Origin of the sequence: Pseudovibrio denitrificans JCM 12308 (genome assembly GCF_001310815.1) — a bacterium.
GTDB lineage: Bacteria > Pseudomonadota > Alphaproteobacteria > Rhizobiales > Stappiaceae > Pseudovibrio > Pseudovibrio denitrificans.
In genome coordinates this window covers 63,255-82,118 of the sequence record NZ_BAZK01000010.1, presented here as the reverse complement: position 1 = coordinate 82,118, position 18,864 = coordinate 63,255, and the positions used below count along the sequence as shown (strand labels likewise).

At 50.7% G+C, this 18,864-nt stretch carries 22 protein-coding genes and 1 pseudogene; 15 read left to right on the top strand and 8 right to left on the bottom strand.

Annotation, left to right across the window (positions count from 1 at the left end; genetic code table 11):
* Positions 1-19: 19 nt before the first annotated feature.
* Positions 20-292: a hypothetical protein gene (locus JCM12308_RS30055; RefSeq protein ID WP_208978607.1), complete on the top strand. Its 273-nt coding sequence runs from the start codon at positions 20-22 to the stop codon at positions 290-292.
* Positions 274-744, top strand: coding sequence for an amino acid ABC transporter permease (locus JCM12308_RS30050; RefSeq protein WP_208978606.1), 471 nt, complete (start codon positions 274-276; stop codon positions 742-744). The genes JCM12308_RS30055 and JCM12308_RS30050 overlap by 19 nt, the downstream gene beginning before the upstream one ends.
* Positions 745-759: 15 nt before the next feature.
* Here JCM12308_RS30050 and JCM12308_RS14830 read toward each other — a convergent pair whose 3' ends face one another.
* Positions 760-1,218, bottom strand: coding sequence for an NUDIX hydrolase (locus JCM12308_RS14830; RefSeq protein WP_054784290.1), 459 nt, complete (start codon positions 1,216-1,218; stop codon positions 760-762).
* Positions 1,219-1,592: 374 nt separating this feature from the next.
* Here JCM12308_RS14830 and kynU point away from each other — a divergent pair, with 374 nt between their 5' ends.
* The 7 genes and pseudogenes from kynU to JCM12308_RS14795 all read left to right on the top strand — a co-directional run bounded on the left by kynU (position 1,593) and on the right by JCM12308_RS14795 (position 8,695).
* Entirely contained in the window at positions 1,593-2,825 is a 1,233-nt protein-coding gene (gene kynU, locus JCM12308_RS14825; protein WP_054784289.1) for a kynureninase, read from the top strand.
* Between the two features lie 2 nt (positions 2,826-2,827).
* Entirely contained in the window at positions 2,828-3,670 is an 843-nt protein-coding gene (kynA, locus tag JCM12308_RS14820; RefSeq protein ID WP_054784288.1) for a tryptophan 2,3-dioxygenase, read from the top strand.
* Positions 3,671-3,988: 318 nt separating this feature from the next.
* Entirely contained in the window at positions 3,989-4,762 is a 774-nt protein-coding gene (locus JCM12308_RS14815) for an ABC transporter ATP-binding protein (RefSeq protein WP_008552365.1), read from the top strand.
* Positions 4,762-5,532: an ABC transporter ATP-binding protein gene (locus JCM12308_RS14810; protein WP_235861722.1), complete on the top strand. Its 771-nt coding sequence runs from the start codon at positions 4,762-4,764 to the stop codon at positions 5,530-5,532. Before JCM12308_RS14815 ends, JCM12308_RS14810 begins: the two co-directional genes overlap by 1 nt.
* 14 nt (positions 5,533-5,546) lie before the next feature.
* Positions 5,547-6,419, top strand: a complete 873-nt coding sequence (locus tag JCM12308_RS14805; RefSeq protein ID WP_008552312.1) for a branched-chain amino acid ABC transporter permease — start codon at positions 5,547-5,549, stop codon at positions 6,417-6,419.
* A gap of 14 nt (positions 6,420-6,433) precedes the next feature.
* Positions 6,434-7,413: pseudogene (locus tag JCM12308_RS14800) on the top strand (branched-chain amino acid ABC transporter permease).
* An 82-nt stretch (positions 7,414-7,495) separates the two neighbouring features.
* Positions 7,496-8,695, top strand: coding sequence for an ABC transporter substrate-binding protein (locus JCM12308_RS14795; protein WP_014283934.1), 1,200 nt, complete (start codon positions 7,496-7,498; stop codon positions 8,693-8,695).
* Positions 8,696-8,761: 66 nt separating this feature from the next.
* On the opposite strand, the gene hemP is transcribed toward JCM12308_RS14795, so the two are convergent.
* Positions 8,762-8,929, bottom strand: a complete 168-nt coding sequence (gene hemP, locus JCM12308_RS27875; protein ID WP_014283935.1) for a hemin uptake protein HemP — start codon at positions 8,927-8,929, stop codon at positions 8,762-8,764.
* Positions 8,930-9,228: 299 nt separating this feature from the next.
* Here hemP and JCM12308_RS14790 point away from each other — a divergent pair, with 299 nt between their 5' ends.
* From JCM12308_RS14790 to JCM12308_RS14770, 5 genes are read left to right on the top strand one after another with little or no spacing between them, the layout of a single operon-like run.
* Entirely contained in the window at positions 9,229-9,672 is a 444-nt protein-coding gene (locus JCM12308_RS14790) for a hypothetical protein (RefSeq protein ID WP_054784287.1), read from the top strand.
* A 51-nt stretch (positions 9,673-9,723) separates the two neighbouring features.
* Complete coding sequence (locus JCM12308_RS14785) at positions 9,724-10,449, top strand: MotA/TolQ/ExbB proton channel family protein (RefSeq protein WP_208609117.1); 726 nt, start codon at positions 9,724-9,726, stop codon at positions 10,447-10,449.
* On the top strand, positions 10,439-10,822 hold the full coding sequence (locus JCM12308_RS14780) for an ExbD/TolR family protein (RefSeq protein WP_054784285.1): 384 nt from the start codon (positions 10,439-10,441) through the stop codon (positions 10,820-10,822). The genes JCM12308_RS14785 and JCM12308_RS14780 overlap by 11 nt, the downstream gene beginning before the upstream one ends.
* Positions 10,823-10,855: 33 nt before the next feature.
* Positions 10,856-11,242 (top strand): ExbD/TolR family protein, encoded by a 387-nt coding sequence (locus tag JCM12308_RS14775; protein ID WP_054784284.1) that lies wholly within the window; start codon positions 10,856-10,858, stop codon positions 11,240-11,242.
* Positions 11,239-12,525: a TonB family protein gene (locus JCM12308_RS14770; protein ID WP_054784283.1), complete on the top strand. Its 1,287-nt coding sequence runs from the start codon at positions 11,239-11,241 to the stop codon at positions 12,523-12,525. The genes JCM12308_RS14775 and JCM12308_RS14770 overlap by 4 nt, the downstream gene beginning before the upstream one ends.
* Before the next feature lie 53 nt (positions 12,526-12,578).
* Here JCM12308_RS14770 and rirA read toward each other — a convergent pair whose 3' ends face one another.
* A complete protein-coding gene (rirA, locus tag JCM12308_RS14765; RefSeq protein ID WP_037038081.1) occupies positions 12,579-13,049 on the bottom strand; it encodes an iron-responsive transcriptional regulator RirA in 471 nt (156 codons plus the stop codon).
* Positions 13,050-13,335: 286 nt separating this feature from the next.
* On the opposite strand from rirA, the gene JCM12308_RS14760 reads away from it, so the two are divergent.
* On the top strand, positions 13,336-14,010 hold the full coding sequence (locus JCM12308_RS14760) for a GntR family transcriptional regulator (RefSeq protein ID WP_054784282.1): 675 nt from the start codon (positions 13,336-13,338) through the stop codon (positions 14,008-14,010).
* A gap of 77 nt (positions 14,011-14,087) precedes the next feature.
* On the opposite strand, the gene JCM12308_RS14755 is transcribed toward JCM12308_RS14760, so the two are convergent.
* The 5 genes from JCM12308_RS14755 to JCM12308_RS14740 are packed head-to-tail and all read right to left on the bottom strand — an operon-like array spanning position 14,088 to position 18,392.
* Positions 14,088-15,125 (bottom strand): BCCT family transporter, encoded by a 1,038-nt coding sequence (locus JCM12308_RS14755; RefSeq protein ID WP_280138388.1) that lies wholly within the window; start codon positions 15,123-15,125, stop codon positions 14,088-14,090.
* Complete coding sequence (locus tag JCM12308_RS32350; RefSeq protein ID WP_208978605.1) at positions 15,092-15,667, bottom strand: BCCT family transporter; 576 nt, start codon at positions 15,665-15,667, stop codon at positions 15,092-15,094. The genes JCM12308_RS14755 and JCM12308_RS32350 overlap by 34 nt, the downstream gene beginning before the upstream one ends.
* A 17-nt stretch (positions 15,668-15,684) precedes the next feature.
* Positions 15,685-16,827 (bottom strand): mandelate racemase/muconate lactonizing enzyme family protein, encoded by a 1,143-nt coding sequence (locus JCM12308_RS14750; RefSeq protein ID WP_054784281.1) that lies wholly within the window; start codon positions 16,825-16,827, stop codon positions 15,685-15,687.
* Between the two features lie 54 nt (positions 16,828-16,881).
* The gene (locus tag JCM12308_RS14745) at positions 16,882-18,057 is read right to left on the bottom strand and encodes a UxaA family hydrolase (RefSeq protein WP_014283943.1); all 1,176 of its coding nucleotides are present in this window, start codon (positions 18,055-18,057) and stop codon (positions 16,882-16,884) included.
* Positions 18,057-18,392 (bottom strand): SAF domain-containing protein, encoded by a 336-nt coding sequence (locus tag JCM12308_RS14740; protein WP_054784280.1) that lies wholly within the window; start codon positions 18,390-18,392, stop codon positions 18,057-18,059. Before JCM12308_RS14740 ends, JCM12308_RS14745 begins: the two co-directional genes overlap by 1 nt.
* Positions 18,393-18,864: the final 472 nt, after the last annotated feature.

Genomic DNA, 18,864 nt, shown 5'->3' with positions numbered 1-18,864 from the left:
GAAATTCCGAAATGCAGCAGTGCTCGCCGCATTGGCAGTTGTTTTGGCGGGCTGTTCTGGAGATCAATGGGGCTGGTATGTGGTCTCACCGGAAACGGAGACGGGCAGGGTCAATCTCGGTTTCATGATTGCAGGGCTGCAAGAAACAATCAGTGTTTCACTTACCGCAATTGCCATCTCTATGCTCGTTGGTCTCTTTGTTGCGCTGCCGGGGCTTTCAGATAACAAATTTGGCCTTGCTTCAACCGAACCTACGTTGAAGTTGTCCGTTCAGTGCCAAGCCTTGTGCTGATCTTCTGGGTCTATTATGGCCTACCAGTTGTTGCGAACATCTCGATCAATGTCTTCTGGGCTGGCGTATTGGCGCTCGCTTTATCGGACAGTGCATTTCAGGCTGAGATTTTCAGAGCGGGCATTCAGTCCGTAGATAAAGGGCAGATCGAAGCTGGTCACTCCCTCGGCCTCAGTTATTTCCAGCGCCTACGTTTCATCATCCTTCCGCAAGCCATCCGCCGCATGCTGCCGCCATTGGGCAATCAGCTGGTGTACATGCTGAAGATGTCCAGTCTCGTGTCCGTTATTGGCCTTCAAGATCTGACAAGACGCGCAAATGAGCTCGTGGTCACAGAGTACAGACCATTGGAGATCTACACAGTCCTAGTGCTGGAGTATCTGGTGCTGATCCTGATTGTCTCTCAGGGAGTACGTTGGTTGGAGCGCCGCTTTAAAGCTGAGCGGATCTGACAAACAGCTCGAAAATTAGTCTTCGTCCGGAGACCAGTTGGCCAGCAATGCCTTCAATTCTGGCTCATCAACAGCATGAACAGCATCGCGCACGGAGAACCATTTCCGTGTGCGTTCATCCTTTTCAGGCCAATCGTCAAGCATTTCCGTGACTTCCAATGGAAATACTTTTACGCGGCATGGAATAGGTTCTTTGGTCACGCGCAGCTTAGGATAATGGTAGATACCTGCAGCTTGTTCGGTAAGATCACCCCGAATGCCTGCTTCTTCAAAAGCTTCCTGCTCAGCAGCTTCCCCACCATTTAAGTCCTTCATAGGCCAGCCTTTAGGGAGAACCCAGCGCTTGGTCTCGCGGGAAGTAATCAGAAGAATTTGCAGTTTACCTTTTTTATTCTTTTTGAAAGGCAGCGCAGCAAACTGGCGTTTTGGTTCTGGCCAGGTTTGCGCCTCTGTCTTTCTTAGGGCGCTCTTCATGGGTATCTTCCTTACAGTGATCCGGCCTTTTCCATTCTTGTTTGACACAGGTCTTTGGCCGTGAGCGGATCTTTCTTTTGTTACGCTAAGAAGTTGGATCTGCCCCTGATGATCAATTGTACTGCTTACTAAAATTCAGCGCTATTGCAAGATATCGCTGTAAATCGGCTCAGCCAAGCCAGATTTATTTCCTTTTTTGCGTATTTAGAATATTTGTTCCGATTTTTCCAGATAATACTTTTTACCTAGACTTCATGGTGAGACTGTTGCTAAAAATACTTTAAACTTGAAATATTAAAAAATGGAATCGATGCTCGGTTTCTATTTGATGCCAATCCGAGCACGATCACAAAAAGATAATAGGGGGCCTGACAGTGGAACTGGACGCAGTAAGCATTGAGCAAAGAGACTCAGCTGATCCACTTGCTCATTTGCAGCAGTTATTCTCAATTCCGGATGGGGTTATCTATCTGGATGGCAATTCTCTGGGCGCTCTACCCAAAAATGTGTCTTCAGTTCTCACCAACGCGGTTGAAGAGCAATGGGGCAAGAGCCTCATCAAAGGCTGGAACTGTCATAACTGGATTGATCTGCCAAGCAGAGTAGGCAACCGGATTGCAAAACTGGTTGGCGCTGAAGAAGGCACTCTGATTTGTGCCGACAGCACATCCCTGAATGTCTTCAAAGTCCTCGCGACAGCAATGAAGCTGCGTCCGGGCAGAAAAGTCATTCTCTCAGACACAGGCAACTTCCCGACAGACCTTTATATGGCGCAGGGTCTCAAAGAGCTGACTGGCGGTGATATCGAGCTTAGGCTGGTCGCGCCGGAAGAAGTTGAGACTGCTCTTGATGAAACCGTTGCAGTTATGATGCTAACGGAAGTTGACTACAGAACTGGCCGTAAGCACGACATGAAAGTGCTCACCGAAAAAGCGCATTCAGTTGGTGCACTGGCGATGTGGGACCTGTGCCATTCTGCAGGTGCATTCCCCGTTCATCTCAAGGACGCTAACGTCGATTTCGCTGTTGGGTGTTCCTACAAGTATTTGAATGGCGGTCCCGGTGCGCCAGCATTTGTGTATGTCGCGCCAAAACATCAGGCTACTTCGGGTAATCCGCTAACAGGTTGGATGGGCCATGACGCCCCCTTCGCGTTTGATCTGGGCTACACGCCCTCTGCAAAAACAGATCAGATGCGGGTTGGTACACCGCAAGTGCTTGCCATGACCGCATTGAATGCCTCTCTGGATGTATTTGATCATACCAATTTGGAAGCATTGCAGGCCAAGTCCATTGAGCTGAGTGAACTGTTTATCTCAGAGGTTAAACGCCGTTGTCCTAACCTGGAGCTTGCCTCACCGACTGATCCGATGAAGCGCGGTTCGCAGGTCTCTTTCCGACACGAGCAGGGTTATGCAGTAATGCAAGCGCTTATTGATCGCGGTGTGATCGGAGACTTCCGCGCACCAAACATCATTCGCTTTGGGTTCGCACCGCTGTATCTCTCCTTTGCGGACGTCTTTAAAGCAGCTGAAATTTTGGAAGAAATTATTGCAGGTGATCTCTGGGATAAGCCGGAGTACCACCAGAAAAGCAAGGTTACATAAGCATGGTTGAGAGCATTAATCGCGAAATGGAGCATCACGGGGCTGAGCTCTCTTTCAAAGAAAACATGTCCTATGGTGACTACCTACGCCTGTCAGATGTTTTGGGAGCGCAAGCACCTTTGACAGATGCTCATGATGAGCTGCTGTTTATCATTCAGCATCAGACAGCTGAACTCTGGATGAAACTGGCAATTCGGGAGATGTCAGAGGCGTGTAACTGTCTGGCTCAGGATGAGTTTGCTCAGGTCTCTAAGCTTATGGCTCGCGTAAACAAGATCTTCTCTCAGCTAAATGGTGCTTGGGATATCCTGCGCACCATGACGCCGAGCGACTACACCACCTTCCGCGACAGCCTTGGCAAATCATCTGGCTTCCAGAGCTATCAGTATCGGGCGATCGAGTTTGTGGTTGGAAACAAGAACCCAGCCCTGATGAAACCGCATGAACATATGCCTGAAGTTTCAAAGTGGCTTCATCAAATTTATGAGGCTCCTGGCATCTATGATCAGATGGTGCGCGCTCTGGCGCGTGCTGGCTTCGAAATCTCGGATGAAGTGCTCAAAAGAGACGTTACGAAACCTTATACAACCGATGCGTCTGTTCAGAAGGCTTGGGAAATAATATATCGCAATCCGCGCGATAATTGGCATTTCTACGATCTCGCAGAGAAGCTAATCGACTTTGAAGACTTTTTTCGGCGATGGCGATTCAATCATCTCACAACCGTAGAGCGCATTATTGGAAGCAAAATGGGCACCGGGGGCACCTCTGGAGCGCCATACCTGAAAAAAATGTTGGATACTGTGTTGTTTCCAGAACTTTGGCAGGTACGCAGCGATCTGTAAGATTGCTGCGAAAATTACCTAATTTGTGAAATTATTTTGTTCTAAAAACCATTGAAACTGCGCATATAAGTGGAATTATCTATATGTTTCAGGCAATATATGCGCAGTCGAAGCTGTTTTCTTGCAACTTATGGGAAGGTTGTAAGGGAATGGAATCTGGAAAGTTTCACTCAACTTGTCCAGACAGAACCACAATAATCGAGTGTTATGGCTGCAAAAGGCGCGGACTTCTGCCTTGAAATAATATGCTACTAAGGGCATTAGGTAGGAGCTTGACAACAATAAAACGCCAGTCCTTTGCAGTCTGGGGGGATAATAATGCTGGAAATCGAACAGCTGTCGAAGCAATTCGGCGGTTTTAGAGCCGTAAATAATTGCTCGTTTTCGGTTCAAAAAGGCACAATCACAGGTTTAGTTGGCCCGAATGGCGCTGGCAAAACCACAATGTTCAATCTCATTGCCGGTGCCTTTCAGCCAACTGCTGGAAAAATTCGTTTTTTGGGAGAAGATGTAACCAGCCTCAGCTCTGATCAGCTGTTTCATAAAGGCTTGGTACGCACCTTCCAGATTCCGCACGAGTTTCATCGTCTGTCTGCATTGGAAAATCTCATGCTGGTTCCACCTTCACAGAAGGGGGAAAGCCTGTTCCAGAACTGGCTCAGCTATGGCAGCGTAAAAAAACAAGAAGAAGAAGTGCGCCAGAAGGCCTTGGAGACGCTTGAGTTTCTGGAACTGTCTCACGTTGCAAATGAGCGTGCTGGCAATCTGTCGGGGGGGCAGAAGAAGCTTCTTGAGCTTGGCCGCACCATGATGACTGACGCAAAGCTTGTTCTGCTGGATGAGCCAGCTGCAGGCGTCAACCGTACTTTGCTGCGTCGTTTGGAAGACAAAATCCTGATCCTGAACAAAGAACGCGGTTACACCTTCATTCTGATTGAGCACGATATGGAGATGATCGAGAAGCTTTGCGATCCGGTCATCTGTATGGCTGAAGGTTCTGTGCTTATCGAAGGTGATTTCCAGACCGTTCGTTCAGATGCGCGTGTGCTGGAAGCCTACCTGGGAGAAACGGTTGGGGAGGCTGCACTCTAATGACTTCTCAAGCAATTGCAGAGCAACCAATGTCCAAGAACTCCGCGCAACAAAAATACTCCGGCAAGCCAATCCTCACCATGACAGGCGTTCGTGGTGGTTACGGTGATGCAGACATCCTGCAGGGTGTCGATATGCAGGTGACCGAGCAGGAAATCGTGGTGATTGTTGGCCCGAACGGTGCTGGCAAGTCGACAGCGATGAAAGCGATCTTCGGTCTGCTGAAAGTTCGTGGTGGTTCTATCGTTGTCAACGGAACCGACATTGCGGGCTGGAAGCCAAACCGCATCGTTCAGCACGGTGTCTGCTACGTTCCTCAGGTGAACAATATCTTTCGTGAGATGACCATTCACGAAAACCTCGAAATGGGTGCCTTCCTTCGGAAAGGCGACATTTCTGAAAGCTTGGAAAGGGTCTACACCCTGTTCCCAGATCTCAAAGAACGTCGCAACGCATTGGCTGGCAACCTGTCCGGCGGTCAACGCCAGATGGTTGCGATGGGCCGCGCACTGATGCTCGACCCAACTTTGCTTCTTTTGGATGAGCCAACTGCTGGCCTTTCTCCAAAGTACATGGAGCAGATTTTTGAGATCACCCGCAACCTGCGTGATGCAGGTCTTTCGATCTTGCTTGTAGAGCAGCATGCCAAGCAGGCGCTTGCATTTGCTGACAAAGGCTATGTTCTCGCCGCTGGTAGCAACCGGCACGAGGGCACCGGTCAGGAGCTGCTCGCAGATCGTGAAGTCGCTGAAATGTTCCTCGGTGGGTAATAAGGGAAAATCCAATGCCATTCATGGAATTCGTCAATTTTTACCTCATGCCGGGGATCGTGCTGGGCTCTATCTACGCTCTAGGCGCGGTCGGCATCACGCTTGTTTTTGGCATCTTGAGATTTGCGCACCTTGCGCATGGTGACCTCGCAACCCTTGGCGCTTTCGCTGCTTTGGGTGTGGTGACCATCTTTGGTGTGAGCCCTTGGGTTGCTCTACCAGTTGCGATGATCGTTTGTGCCATCATGGCCATCGGTATCGATAAAGTGTTTTATGACTACCTCTCTGAACGCCCGAAGATCATCGTCGTGATGTCTTCACTCGGCATCGCATTGATGCTGCGTGCTGTGGTTCAGGTAATCTGGGGTGTCGATACCGAAACCTACACCCGCGGCATCGTTCGTCCGGAAGATTACTGGGGCATCCGTATCCGAGATCGCGAGATCTACACCATCATTGCGATGTTCGTGATTGTTGGGGTTCTCTGGGCATTCCTGCAGAAAACCAAATGGGGCAAGGCCATGCGTGCCATGTCCGACAACCCGGATCTCGCTCTGCTTTCCGGTGTCGATAACCGTAAGATCACGATGTTGACCTGGGGTATTGTCGGCATCCTGTGTGCAGCTTCCGGATTCTTCCTCGGCATCAACACAGAGCTGAAACCTCTCATGGGCTGGACAATGCTTCTGCCAATGTTCGCTGCTGCAATTCTTGGCGGCGTGGGCCGCGTGGAAGGCGCTGTTATTGGCGGCCTCATCGTGGGTATCGCCGAAGAAACATCCGTTCTGTTTATCCCGGGAGAGTACAAGGCCGCCATGGCATTTGCGATCCTCCTGCTCATCCTTCTTGTGCGGCCAACCGGTCTGCTCAAGGGTAAAGTTCTGTAGGAGGGAGACGAACCATGGAACTCATCGGTCTGCTTAATTACGCGGTGTTCATGGCGATCTTTATCGGCATTTACTCCCTTCTCGCCCTTGGCCTTAACATTCAATGGGGCTTTTCAGGTCTCTTCAACGCCGGTATCGCTGGCTTCTTCGCGGTTGGTGCCTACACATCAGCACTGCTGACAGCGCCAGAATCCTCCGTGCACCTGGGTGGCTTCCAGTTGCCTGTCGTAGTCGGTTGGATCGGGGCGATGATCGCTGCTGGTGCGATCGCTTGGCCAATTGGCAAGGTGTGTTTGCGCTTCCGTTCCGACTATCTGGCAATCGCGACCATCGGTGTGGCTGAGATCATCCGTCTCGTCGTCAAATCCGAAGGCTGGATGACTGGCGGTGCGCGTGGCGTTAACAAGATCCCACGTCCATTCGGTGATCTGTCTTACTTGTACTCGCAGCTGGCCTATCTCGCGCTGGTTCTGGCAATTGTTGCAGTTGTGTACTGGGCGATTGAACGCCAGATCTCTGCCCCTTGGGGCCGTATGATGCGCGGTATTCGCGACAACGAAGATGCCGCAACGGCGATGGGTAAGGATATCAAAGCCCGCCGACTGGAGCGTTCATCTTCGGTGCTGCTGTGATGGGCCTTGGTGGTGCGCTCTTCGCTCACTTTAACCGTTCCATAACCCCAGAAGCCATCGATCCGATGATTGCCACATTCCTGATCTGGATTATGTTGATCCTCGGTGGCTCAGGAAACAACCGCGGTGCGCTTCTTGGTGTTGCCGTTGTCTGGATCATCTGGTCTGCCTCTGAGTTTGTAACGGACCAGCTGCCTACCGAATACGCCATTAAGGCTAAGTACATGCGCGTGTTCATCATTGGCTTGCTTCTGCAGTTGGTCCTTCGGTTCAGACCGGAAGGAATCCTGCCGGAACCTCAGGGAACCGCAGACAGACCAGAAGTCAAAACCTTTCAAAAACAAGAAAGTGCAGCGAAGTAACGCGAGCACTCATAGAAAATCAATTTTAACGCCCTGACCAATCCGGAAACCGTTTAAAACAGGGCTCTTTGGAGGTGAACTGATGCTTAAGAAAATCGCATTAGCAGCAGGCTTGTTCAGCGCTACTGCACTTGCATCCAACGCTGTTCAGGCTGATGTGAAAGTCGGTCTTCTGGGAGGTATTTCTGGCCCGATCGCAGCAATGGCTCCACCAATGCTGGACTCTGCGAAGCTGGCTATTCAGCAGGTAAACGAGCAGGGCGGCATTCTGGGTGGCCAGAAATTGGAAGCTGTTGTTGGTGACAGTGCTTGTAACCCACAGAACGGTGTTGATGCAGCAACCAAACTCGTAAACATTGAGCAGGTAGCTGGTCTGATCGGCCCACACTGCTCTGGTTCTGTTCTGGCAGTTGCAAACTCCGTAACCGTTCCAGCTGGCATCACTCTGATCACACCATCCGGTACTTCCCCTGAAATCACAGGTCTGGAAGACAAAGGTCAGGTGTTCCGTACTGTACCGTCCGATGACTTCCAGGGTCGTTCTCTTGCACGTACTCTGCTGAACCTCGGCACCAAGAAAGTTGCTGTTGCATACCTGAACAACGACTACGGCAGCGGTCTGGCAAACGCATTCAAGGTTGAGTTTGAAGCAAACGGCGGCGAAATCGCTGGTTACGCAGCTCACGAAGAAGGTAAGGCGTCTTACCGTTCCAACCTTGCTGAGCTTTCCCGCGGCGGTGCTGATACACTTGTTATCTTCGACTACGGTGATGGCACTGGCCTGACCATTCTGCGTCAGGCGCTGGAAAACGGCTTCTTCACCAACTTCGTTGGCGGCGACGGCATGAAGTCAGACGCAATCATTCGCGAACTGGGTGCTGAAAACCTGACAACCTTCATTGCGTCTTCTCCAGTCGGCGAGAAGTCCAACAGCCTTGAAATCTTCAACGAAGCTTACAAGTCCGTTGGTGGCAACCCAGATGCAATCTTCGTATCCAACTCATACGATGCTGCATTCCTGATGGCGCTGGCTCTGGAGAAAGCTGGTGGTGATGCTGCTAAGGTTTCCGAAGCAATGTCTGCCGTATCCAATGGTCAGGGCGAAGCAGTTCTCCCAGGCGAATGGAAGAAAGCAGTTGAGCTGATCGCAGCAGGCAAAGACATCGACTACAAAGGCGCATCTGGCGACCTGAACTTCGACAATGCTGGCGACGTTCCTGGCTCCTACGGCCTGTTCAAGGTCGAAGGCGACGCGTTCGCTCTGCAGCAGGCTCTGAACTAAGCTTCAGCACAGTCTAAAGGAAAGAGCCGGCCTCATCTCAGGCCGGCTTTTTTCATGGCCAATTGCTCACTTAGTGAGAATCAACTTGCCAAGTTTTGTGATCGACAATCGGTAGAGATCCTCGCGGTGGGAGATTGTGATCTCACGCTCATCTCCAAAGAGTGCCTTGCTATCTACAGTGCGCTCATGTGGCTGATTTTGAGAGCTTTCCTGAGTTTTTTCCATGTCAGTCATTCGCCTCAGCCTTTCCCCAATTTTGGCTAGAGTGGACAGTCGCGATACCCTCAAGAGCTAGGGGGGCTCTATCGCGTTTAATTCTTGACTTTCTTATTCATGTTTTATTACAAGTGCAATGCCTGCTCGTTAAATCCTGGAGATCGCGTCCTTCAGTATTCCGTCCTGGGGCAGGTTTAGTATCGATGCGCAAGCCAGCTGTTTCTCTCTCCCTCAACAGCCAGCCAGCCCACGATATCCTTGATATCTGCGACTGATTTGCATTTGCAACTAGGTTTGAATTTTTGGGTTGGGGTCCTATGAATAAGTTGGTTAAGCTGTTTTCTCTCGCTCTTGCTCCCTTGTGGATAACGCAGATAACTGCGGTTGAGGCAGCAAACACGACAAGCAATCCGGTGATCGCTCTCCAGTTGAACAAAGCTGAGACCACACAAAGCGGATGCCGTGTAAGCCTTCTTGTGCGCAATCACCTGCAGGATGAGATCAAGCAATTGGCTCTGGATCTGGTAGTCTTTGATAGTACTGGCGGAATCTCTGACTTCCTCAGCATGAAGACGGGTCGCCTTCCTTCCGGAAAAACGCGCGTTCAGCAGTACGACCTTCCATCCAGCAGTTGTGCAGAGATCTCCTCGCTGCTTATCAATGACGTCAGCCAGTGTGAGGGAACGGAAAATGTCTCTCCAGCTAGATGCTTAGACTCATTGAATGTATCTTCTCGCGCTGCGATAGAACTAACACTCTGAACCGCTGCAGAACTGAACTAGAAAAACTACGAGAATTCCAGAATGAATGCCATGATTGAAAACCTGGGCCTGACCGCAGCAGTAAGTCCGTTTATGGATCTGCTTGCAAAAGGTGGTGTCGTCGTTGGATTGCTGCTGGTTATCAGTGTGCTTGCTCTGACAATTGTTTTCGCAAAGCTTTGGCAGTTCTGGGTGGCTGGTGTAGGTCGCCACCGCAAAGCAGAACAGGCAGTTGCTTTCTGGCGTGTTGGCAAGCGGGATCAGGCCTACAAGATCGTGGTGACTGACCGCTCTCCAGTCTCAGATGTTCTGGCACACGCGATGCGTGGTCTTATGAAACCGCAGGTACCTGAAGAAAAGGTGCGCGAGGACGTTGAGCGCATCTGCTTTACGCATCTGGGAGACCTTCGCAGCTATTTGCGCGCATTGGATATGATCGCCCAGATCGCACCGCTACTCGGCCTGTTTGGTACTGTATTGGGTATGATTGGTGCGTTCCAGGCAATGGCAGATGCAGGTTCTCAGGTTGATCCATCTACTCTGGCCGGTGGCATCTGGGTCGCACTTCTGACGACTGCTGTAGGCCTCGCCGTTGCGATCCCGGCCTCTGTGATGCTGTCCCTCTTTGAAGGCCGCATTGAACGAGAGCAGGGAGCTATGGAGAAAATCGTCACTGAGCTCTTCACTGGGGCTGTGACATCAATTGCAACACAGACAGAAGAAGTAGAACACGTAGGCAAAGAGCCACGTTTCGAGGTGGTCCACGATGCGCCTTAGTGAGGCTCCGAAACGCAGCCGTGCTCCAGGTCTCACGTCACTGATTGATGTGATCTTCCTGCTCCTGATGTTCTTTATGCTCGCATCCACATTCTCAATTTATCAGAAGCTGGATGTGACATCAGGCGCCGAAGGGGTCGGCCAGATGGAACAGTCTCCTATCCTCCTGCAGGTTTTCGCAGAAGGACAGCTGTCGGTGAATGGTGATCGGGTCAAGGTCGAAGTGTTGATCGCAACGCTTGAAGAAGCTGGCATTGAAAAGAACCGCCCCGTTGCGATTATTCCAGCCACAGACTCCACGGTGCAGGATGTCGTGAGTGCGCTCGAGATGCTCAAGACAGCAGGCTGGTCTGCTACGATTGTCGGCAATTGAGTTCAGAATATTGCGAAACAAGAAGTTTAAAGAATGCGTCTGAAGACAAAACCACAAAAGAGGACATTGGAGAACACGATCCCTTTGATCAATATTGTGTTTCTGATGCTCATTTTCTTCCTCTTTGCAGGTTCTATCGATAGGGACGATGCAAAAAACGTAAGCCCTGCAGAAACGCAGGAGCAATCCAGTCGTGAACTCATCGCTGGAGCACTGATCATCGCGCCCGATGGAACGATGACCCAAAACGAGCAGCCAGTTCAGGTTGAGAATCTGGCCCCGTTTGAAGGCAGTGAAGAACCTCTGATGGTTGTCGCCGATAAAGCACTCTCCGGCCAAACGCTGGCAAGAACTCTCGCAGCACTTAAGAAGCAAGGCTTCTCTGATGTCACACTTGTCACTGTGAGGGCATCACAATGAAGCGCGGGATACGGAGAAAAATCGGCGGTTCTGCTCTAACCACAGCTTTGCTGGTTTCAGTGAGCGTTCACGCTGCTGGCTTTGCATGGTTCTATGCTCGAGCTCCTGAAGTTCAGGTTGCTTCTACGCGATCAACGTCACTTTCGGTTGTTGGTTCAATTGAGGATCTGATTGCTGGTACGAAAGAGGTCGTTGAACCGATCGAGCCAGATCAACCGGATGAGATCGAACCGCGTGAGTTCGAAACTGAAACACCCGTTGAGCAAGTCAAAGAAGTTGAGACTGTAGAGCCAATTGAGGTTGCTCAGGCAGAAATCACGCCAATCCAACCTGTGGAGGCGATTGTTCCTCAAGCTGTAAAGCCTGTGGTCGTACCGGTTACAGAAGGTGTTACGATTAAGGCTGAGGTTGAGCCAATCAAACCCAAAGAGGAGCTAGAGCCTCTTGAGCGCCAGATGCAGCCAGAACAAATTCAGCCAGCTGAAGTTCAGGAAGTAAAGCCTCTCGAAGTTGCCAAGATCCAACCTCTTGAACAGCCAAAGCCAGTAGAGCAGGTAAAGGAAGTTGAGCCTGTAAAGCTGGAAGAGCTTGAAAAGGTCGTTCAGCCGGATGAGGTAAAGCCGTCTGAGCCAGAGAAGCTGGAAGAAGCAAAGAAAGCAGAGCCTGAAGAGCTGAAGCCAGTTGAAAAGAAACCTGCTGAACCAGTTGAAGACAAGAAAGAGCTTGAGGCAAAGCCTGTCGAAACCGAGGTTGCAGCAGTAACAGTTCCGGTTCCACGCGCAGCACCGCCCCGCCCAAAGCAAGTGCAGAAAACCAAACCCAAGAAAACTGCTAAAAAGGCCCCAACAAAGGCAAAGAAAGAGCCTGCCAAGAAAGCTGGTAATGCGGATGTCAACTCAGTTCGCGGTTCCAAGGTTGCCCGAAAAGGCTCCAGCGCTGCAAAGAAGGGCAACAACATTGCCGGCACTGGTGATAGCGCCGGTAATGCGGCGACAAGCAACTACTGGGGCAAGGTTCAGAAGAAGATTCAGCGTGCAGCTGACCGAAGATATCCGCGTCGAGAGAAAAACCGGAAAAAGTCAGGTGTTGTTCGTGTGAGTTTTGTTGTTCATCGTGATGGTGCTGTGACAGGGGTCAAGTTAACGCGTTCAAGCGGAAACAAGCGTTTTGATCAGGCTGCTTTGAAAGCTGTGAAAGCAGCAGCTCCTTTCCCATCATTCCCATCTTCGATGAGAAGCGGGACGGTATCGAGAACAGCCCCAATTGTGTTCAGAGCGCAATAACAAAAAAGGCAGCGAGTTATCGCTGCCTGATCATCTCGTCTATGGGGTCGCGCTTATTCAGCTGCGGCCATATTTTTTGGCAGAAGCGGGTCTTCAATCTGCAGCAGATGGCGAATGCTCGCGCGGTTATCTGCAAGGTCCGCAATCGTGCACTTGTCGAGCACACCAAGGAATGCTTCCAGCGCTTCATGCAGAACAGAGTTGAAGCCACAGTGGTTAACGAGCGGGCAGTCCTGACGGCCACTGTCAAAGCACTCAGCAAGAAGGAATGACTCTTCAGTTGCACGCACTACCTGTCCAACGCTGATCTGTTCAGCAGGACGTGGCAACACGATACCACCGTTGCGTCCCCGGATGGTTTTCATCAGGTCAGCATCAACGAGCACCTTCATGATTTTGAAAAGGTGGGTTTCCGACATGGAAAACGAAGCTGCGATCTCGGCAACTTTGCTTGGCTTGTCAGGATTTGCCGCACAATACATCAGGGCACGTACAGCATAGTTGGTTTGTTGAGTGAGTCTCATAGTATTAGCTATGCGTCTTCCGGCGTCTGTCGTCAATCAAAATATGCATCTCTAACTCAAGAATAAACCATTCCTAGTTTAGAGTCATTAAAAACTTTGCCGGAGCAGAAAAGAAACCCGACGCTGCCTTTTCGCAAATGCACGAGCAAAATATACCTAAATCGCGCAGCTCCTTCAATAATCACAAAGCAAATATCTGGAGTGCCAAACTCGTCATTTATTCAGCAAGCTAATGGTGATACAGCTCAATGCAGAGAGTGAACACGACGGACGTGATTGAGTTCCAATGAAGATTTCAAAACAAAGCCTTGAGGAGCAGGCCGCAGATTTTCTGAGGCAGCAGATTTTGGCAGGTCATTATGTCTCAGGCGACAAGCTTACGGAAAGTACGCTTGCCAAGGATCTGGAGCTTTCACGCACGACTGTTCGCATGGCGTTGAACACTCTCGCAAGTGAAGGCCTTGTCTCACAGAAGCCATACGCAGGTTGGAGCGTTACCACGCTCACCGATCATGATATCTGGGAAATCTACCATCTGCGCGTCGCTCTGGAGAGCCAGGCAGCGCAAATGGCGGCGGAAACGATCACGCCTGAAAAAGCTGTCCGACTTCGTAAAGAACTGGATGTCTTTAAGGAGATCTGTCAGCAGGATGGGGTCTCCATCACCGAAGTCACCTTCTACGATTTCGAACTTCATAAATTGATCATCGAACTCAGTGAAAGCGCGCGGCTCGCGCATATGTATAAGAGCGTGATCAACCAGCTCTCAATTTACATCCGCATCACGCACTTCGACTTCGACATCGAAGATAGCGCGAACACTCATATCGGTTTGGTAGAAGCAATCTGTGCAGGTGAGCCGGAGAGAGCCCGCAAGCTCGCAATTGAGAACATCAGCACCTTCACAGAAATGGGTCACAAGCTGAAACATGAACACACCAAACAGATGGACGAAGACTGAACTCGTTTGTTGGAATGTTTGAAGCAATAAAAAGGGCGGCCCGGAGGTCGCCCTTTTGCTTTGCCTGAGGAGGAAGCTTATTCCGCTGGAACAGCGTCGGCTGCTACGCGGGACTGCCGGAGAATGTCTTCGCCACTTGTTAAAGCGAAGTCCTCACGCATCCACTTGATAAATCCGTAAACCATATAGCCGATGATAAACATCAGTGGGATAGAGGTTACGATGGCACATGTTTTAATGGTGTTCAGTGGGGCATCAATGAACATCATCGCAAGTGGAACAGCAGCCAGCATCACACACCAGAACAGGCGCAGCATTGGAGATGGCTCTTCGTTTTCTTTCAGACCCTTTGTAGAAGTTGCAGCCATGGTGAATGCAGCAGAGTCCAGAGTGGTTGCCAGGAAGAGAACGGAAACCAATGCGAACAGAACGATGAAGATCGCGCTGAATGGCAGTGAGTTCATAACCTGAACGATCGCCTGGTTGCCTTCACCGGAAGCTACGAGACCTGCAACATCAACAAGACCGTTCACATTTGCAGACTGAGACAGACCGCCAAGGATGCCGAAGAAGAAGAAGCAACCTGCACTACCGCTCAGCAGCATGTTCGTGATGACACCACGGATGCTACGTCCCTTGGAGATCTTGGTCACGAAGATGGATACGAATGGAGTGTAGGTGATCCAGTAGAGCCAGTAGAAAATAGTCCAACCTTCTGGGAAACCACCGTTTTCAACCGGATCGGTGTAAAGGCTCATACGCACGAAGTCCTGCAGCATTATGCCAAGACCATTCACGGTAGACTTTGCGATGAACATGGTTGGGCCGATCAGGAACACAGCAATACAGAAGCCGATTGCCAGGTAAGTGTTCATGGAGCTGATACGCGCCATACCCTTCTGAATACCCACGTAAGAGCTCAGAGAGAAGAACGCAGAGATAATCAGGATCAGAACCAGGTTCACGTTGAAGGTTGGCTCAATGCCGATCAGAGAAGACAGGATCTCGGAAACCATCGGCACGGATACACCAAGGGTGATGGAAAGTGCACCGAAGATGGTGAAGATGAAGATCACGTCAATCACGCGGCTGATTGCACGCCAAAGCGGAGTGATCGGCTTGTTGCCACGGATAGCAGTACAAACAGCGGAAAGGCTGAGGCCAGGTTCTTACGAACGTGGAAGTGGTAAGCCACTGGCAGAGATACGATGCAGTAAGCTGCCCAGGCACTGAAGCCCCAGTGGAACAGGTTGTATGCGGTACCCAGCTCATAAGCTGCTGTTGTACCTGTCTGAACACCCAGAGGAGGGGCGTTGAAGTAGTATGCCCATTCTGTGAATGCCCAGTAGACGGTCGCGGAACCCAAACCCGCACAGATCATCATGGAGACCCAGGCGAACGTGCTGTATTCTGGTTTGCCTTCGCCCAGACGGATGTTGCCGTACTTGCTCAGGCCAAGTGCAGCAAGAAAGATGACAGATCCAAACACAAGCACCAGCACTGGCGTGCCAAAGATCGTGTTGAATGTGCTGAATAGATAGTTGGCGATTTCGTTGCCCTTATCAGGGAAGACGGTTAGGCCTGCAACAATAGCAACGACAAAGCTCAGACTTATCGAAAGTAGAAAGGTGTCTAATCTTTTCCCAGTGTTAGACATTTGTTTTTCCTCCATCTTCAAGCGTAAGCCGGTTGGGCGTTCACTTGATATTTTTTGATTAGGTCTTCGTTCAGCTCGATCCCAAGGCCTGGGCGATCAGGAACAACAAGCTGCCCCTCAGCGAAGACCACTGGCTCTTTGGCCAGCCCGTTACCCGCCACCAGCGGGCTATTGCTCTGGGAGTATTCCATCAGGTTTCCATGCTCACATGAGGCAAGGAAATGCACAGAAGCGGCGAGCAAAATGTCTGTGCTGAACCCATGAGGAATGAGTTGGACACCGCGCATCTGCGCCATGTCATAAATCTTGCGCATCTCGGTGATGCCACCGCAGCGCGTGATGTCTGGTTGGATGATGTCTGGCTCACAGCGCTCCAGCATGTCGTGGAACTCGCGGCAAGTGGTCAAAGCTTCACCACCTGCGATTTTTTGAGAAGCCTGACGTCCGAGCTTTACGTAACCACGCTCGTCATCCGCCATGACAGGTTCTTCAATCCAATGCAGGTTGAATGGTTCCAGACGCTTGCACATCTGCAAAGCGTGAGAAGCTGTGCGCCACTTGGTGGCTAGATCAATCTGCAGCTCAATATCCGGCCCGATGGCTTCGCGTACCACGCGAACGATTTCATAATCGACATCTGGATCATCACCCAGAACACCACCACCGAACTTCAGACTGGTGAAGCCCTTCGCCACCAGATCCTGAGCGATCTTGCGGTTATCTTCAGGGTTATCTGCTGGGATGAAAGTCCCGTAAGCCGGAATACGGTCACGGTACTTCGCTCCCAGCAGAATATGCAGTGGCACACCATAATGCTTGGCGGCGATGTCCCACAGTGCAATATCGATAGCGCTCATGGCATGAATGCCAGCCCCGCGACGGCCAACATAGTTGCTGGACCAGTACATCTTGTTCCACAAGCGGCTGATTTCCAATGGATTTTCGCCAATCAGCAGGGACTTGAGACCAGTGCAGTACAAGTTGGACTGCGGGGCTTCAATGAGTGCTGCAATCACGGATGGCGAGCTGTCTGACTCCCCAAGCCCCACAAGACCTGTGTCTGTGTGGATGCGTACGATCAGTGCATCTTCGCCCCACTCGCAGTTTTGTGCGAGCAACGGAATACGAAGATGGATGACCTCAACATCAGTGATCTTCATTTTGTTCTCCCTGATGCGCTAGCTCTTTTGGCAAAGGCCTGCGCGTTGTTTTGATTATTCTGCGGGGATTGAAAGCAGCCGCTCGACGCGCTGATCTTTCTGAATGAGCGAGCAGTAGGCGTAGCCAAAGTCTTCAATGGCTGTCTTTTCGCCGTTGATCACGCCAGCAAGTGTTTTCAGGATTTCTTCTGAGACATTCTCGAGGCTGTCTTCACCGCGCATGATGCCGGTTGCATCAATGTCGATGTCTTCATTGATCAGCTGACTATTACCACTCACGCGGATGACAGGAACGATTGGATTGTTAAAGCCAGCCCCACCTGTGGTCCAAAGGATCACCTGACAGCCAAGTGCTGCAAAGTGCATCGCTGAACCACCACAAAGCATTGTAGTTTCAGACAGGTACATGCCTGGCACCTCAGGCTTTTCCAGCTTCTTGGCATTGATGCGCAAGATGTCCTGAATTGGCTTGGAACCAGTTTTTGCAAGAGCGCCTAGGGATTTCTCTTCGATGGTTGTCAAACCGCCGATGCTATTGCCAACACTCATGGTTTCAACCTGAGTGCCTTCCACATGCCAGCGCTTCTCTTCATCACTGATCAGTTGCTCAATCTTCTCAAAAACTTCTGGTGTCACTGCACGCTCTTTGAGAATGTGCTCACAGCCCAGCAGTTCCAGAAGTTCACCGGCAACAGCAGAAGCGCCCATGTCGATCAGCTTGTCTGCTGCAAGACCGACACTTGGGTTAGAAGCAATGCCAGAGCTCGTGTCTGAGCCACCGCACTTGATGCCGACGAACAGCTTGCTGATCGGGGCATCCACCATCTCGGTTGCATTTGCGTGATCGACAATCGCAGCAATGCGCTTCAGCCCTTCGCGAATGGTTGAAACGGTGCCGCTCTCTTTAATGCAAGTCAGGGTCTCCACTGGACGCCCGGTAGCGCGGATTGGCCCAGCCACCAGATCAGGAGCGATGCTGCCGCAACCCATGTTAATCACCAGCGCCCCGGCGATGTTTGGGTTGGTTGCTGCGTTGATCATGGTGCCAATCATCTCTTCGTTGCCACCATACATGCAGGTATTGTAGTTGGTAACGACAACACTACCGGGCGTCTTCTCGGAGATTGCGCGGGCGATGCCCTCAGCGCATTCATCTGCTGCGATAATCATGATGAGGTTGCGGATGCCGACAGACCCATCTGCTCGCTGATAGCCTCTGAATGTCTGCATCAGTCCACCTCAATTCCCATTTGGGCGATGATTTCGTTGATCATCACCTCTGGAATATCCAGATTTAAGCTTCGAATATTTTGAACGTGAGCAAGTTGTCCTTGTGGGACAGGCTTGATCGCCTTGCCGACTGCGACGCCACCTTTAATCAGATGATCCTCTGGTTTCATGGGGCGCAGCGCGACTTTGTTGCCAAAGGGAATAGCTTGCAGAAGTTCCAGCTCTCCCAGGCTTTCGTTCTGTTCGGAGATCACCAGAACTGTCTCGCCCTTGCCGGCATCTTCCAGCAGGGTTGCAACATTGTCTGCAGCATTAAGGCGTAGTGCCTTTATCATAATGTACTCCGTCGATTGTCCTACAATCGACTATTACATAAAATGCACTTTAAGTCTTGAGAAAAATCAATATTGTCTGACAATCTTGTCGCAGGCAGAGCGATGCCTATTAGATTCAATAGGTTAAGGCCCGCAAGATTTCTCTGTTATCTTCGATTTTGAAGTTATTTTGGTTTTGGTGGGTAAAAGAAAACACCCGCAGTTACGCAAAACCACGGGTGTCTCAAAGCAAAAAGCACAATGCAATAAGGCAAACCTTGCATCGTGCTTACCTCTGAAAATCAGATTGAAGTGTCAGCAAGTTATAGCTTGGAAGAAATACAAGATTCTGTTGCTAAGAGCTAATAAGTTCGCAGCGTACTAAAGGTTGATTTGCTAACCTGTAGTTCCTAGTGATTTAAACAGAACACAACAAAAACAGCGCAAAGACTGGGATCTTTGCGCTGTATTGTGGCTTGGGCGAGAGGAGGGG